This window comes from Mesorhizobium sp. M4B.F.Ca.ET.089.01.1.1, assembly GCF_004022605.1.
GTDB lineage: Bacteria > Pseudomonadota > Alphaproteobacteria > Rhizobiales > Rhizobiaceae > Mesorhizobium > Mesorhizobium abyssinicae.
In genome coordinates this window covers 1-942 of sequence record NZ_RZOS01000959.1, presented here as the reverse complement: position 1 = coordinate 942, position 942 = coordinate 1, and the positions used below count along the sequence as shown (strand labels likewise).

General features: G+C 67.3%; 1 protein-coding gene. It reads left to right on the top strand.

Features of this window, described 5'->3' with window-relative positions; translation table 11 throughout:
- On the top strand, positions 1–784 hold a 784-nt coding region (sucD, locus tag EN780_RS35320; RefSeq protein WP_128276544.1), incomplete at its 5' end, for a succinate--CoA ligase subunit alpha.
- Positions 785–942: the final 158 nt, after the last annotated feature.

Sequence of the window (942 nt, the reverse complement as noted above, 5' to 3'; positions counted from 1 at the left end):
CACCCCCGGCAAGGGCGGCCAGACCCATCTCGGCCTGCCCATCTTCAACACCGTCAAGGGTGCGGTTCGCGAGACCCGCGCCGAGGCCAGCATCGTTTTCGTGCCGCCGCCCTTCGCGGCCGATTCGATCATGGAAGCGGCGGACGCCGGCATCAAGCTTTGCGTCTGCATCACCGACGGCATCCCGTCGCAGGACATGATGCAGGTCAAGCGCTACATGCGCCGCTACCGCTTCGAGGACCGCATGCGCCTCGTCGGCCCGAACTGCGCCGGCGTCATCACGCCCGGACAGGCGCTGATGGGCATCATGCCCGGCAGCATCTACCTGCCCGGCCGCGTCGGCATCGTCGGCCGCTCCGGCACGCTGGGCTACGAGGCTGCCTCGCAGATGAAGGCGCTCGGCATCGGCGTGTCGACCAGCGTCGGCATCGGCGGCGATCCGATCAACGGCTCGTCGTTCAAGGACATCCTGCAGCTCTTCGAGCGCGACGAGGATACCGATGCGGTGGTGATGATCGGCGAGATCGGCGGCCCGCAGGAAGCCGAAGCCGCGATCTGGGCGCGCGACAACATGCGCAAGCCGCTGATCGCCTACATTGCCGGCCTTTCGGCGCCGAAGGGCCGCCGCATGGGCCACGCCGGTGCCATCATCTCGGCCTTCGGCGAGTCGGCGCAGGAAAAGGTCGAGATCCTCAAGGAAGCCGGCGTCGTCATCGTGCCGACTCCCGCCTCGTTCGGCGAGGTCGTGGCCGACACGCTGGCGCGGACCAAGAAGGCGGCGTGAAGGCAGCATGGCAATTGTGAAATCTGGGCCGGCGCAGGCATCGCGGCGGCCCATCGATCGGCAGGAAATTCGATGAAACCGCGTTTGATTGTCACCCGCAAATGGCCGGCCGCCGTCGAGGCGATCCTCGCAGAGCGCTTCGACACGACGCTCAACGC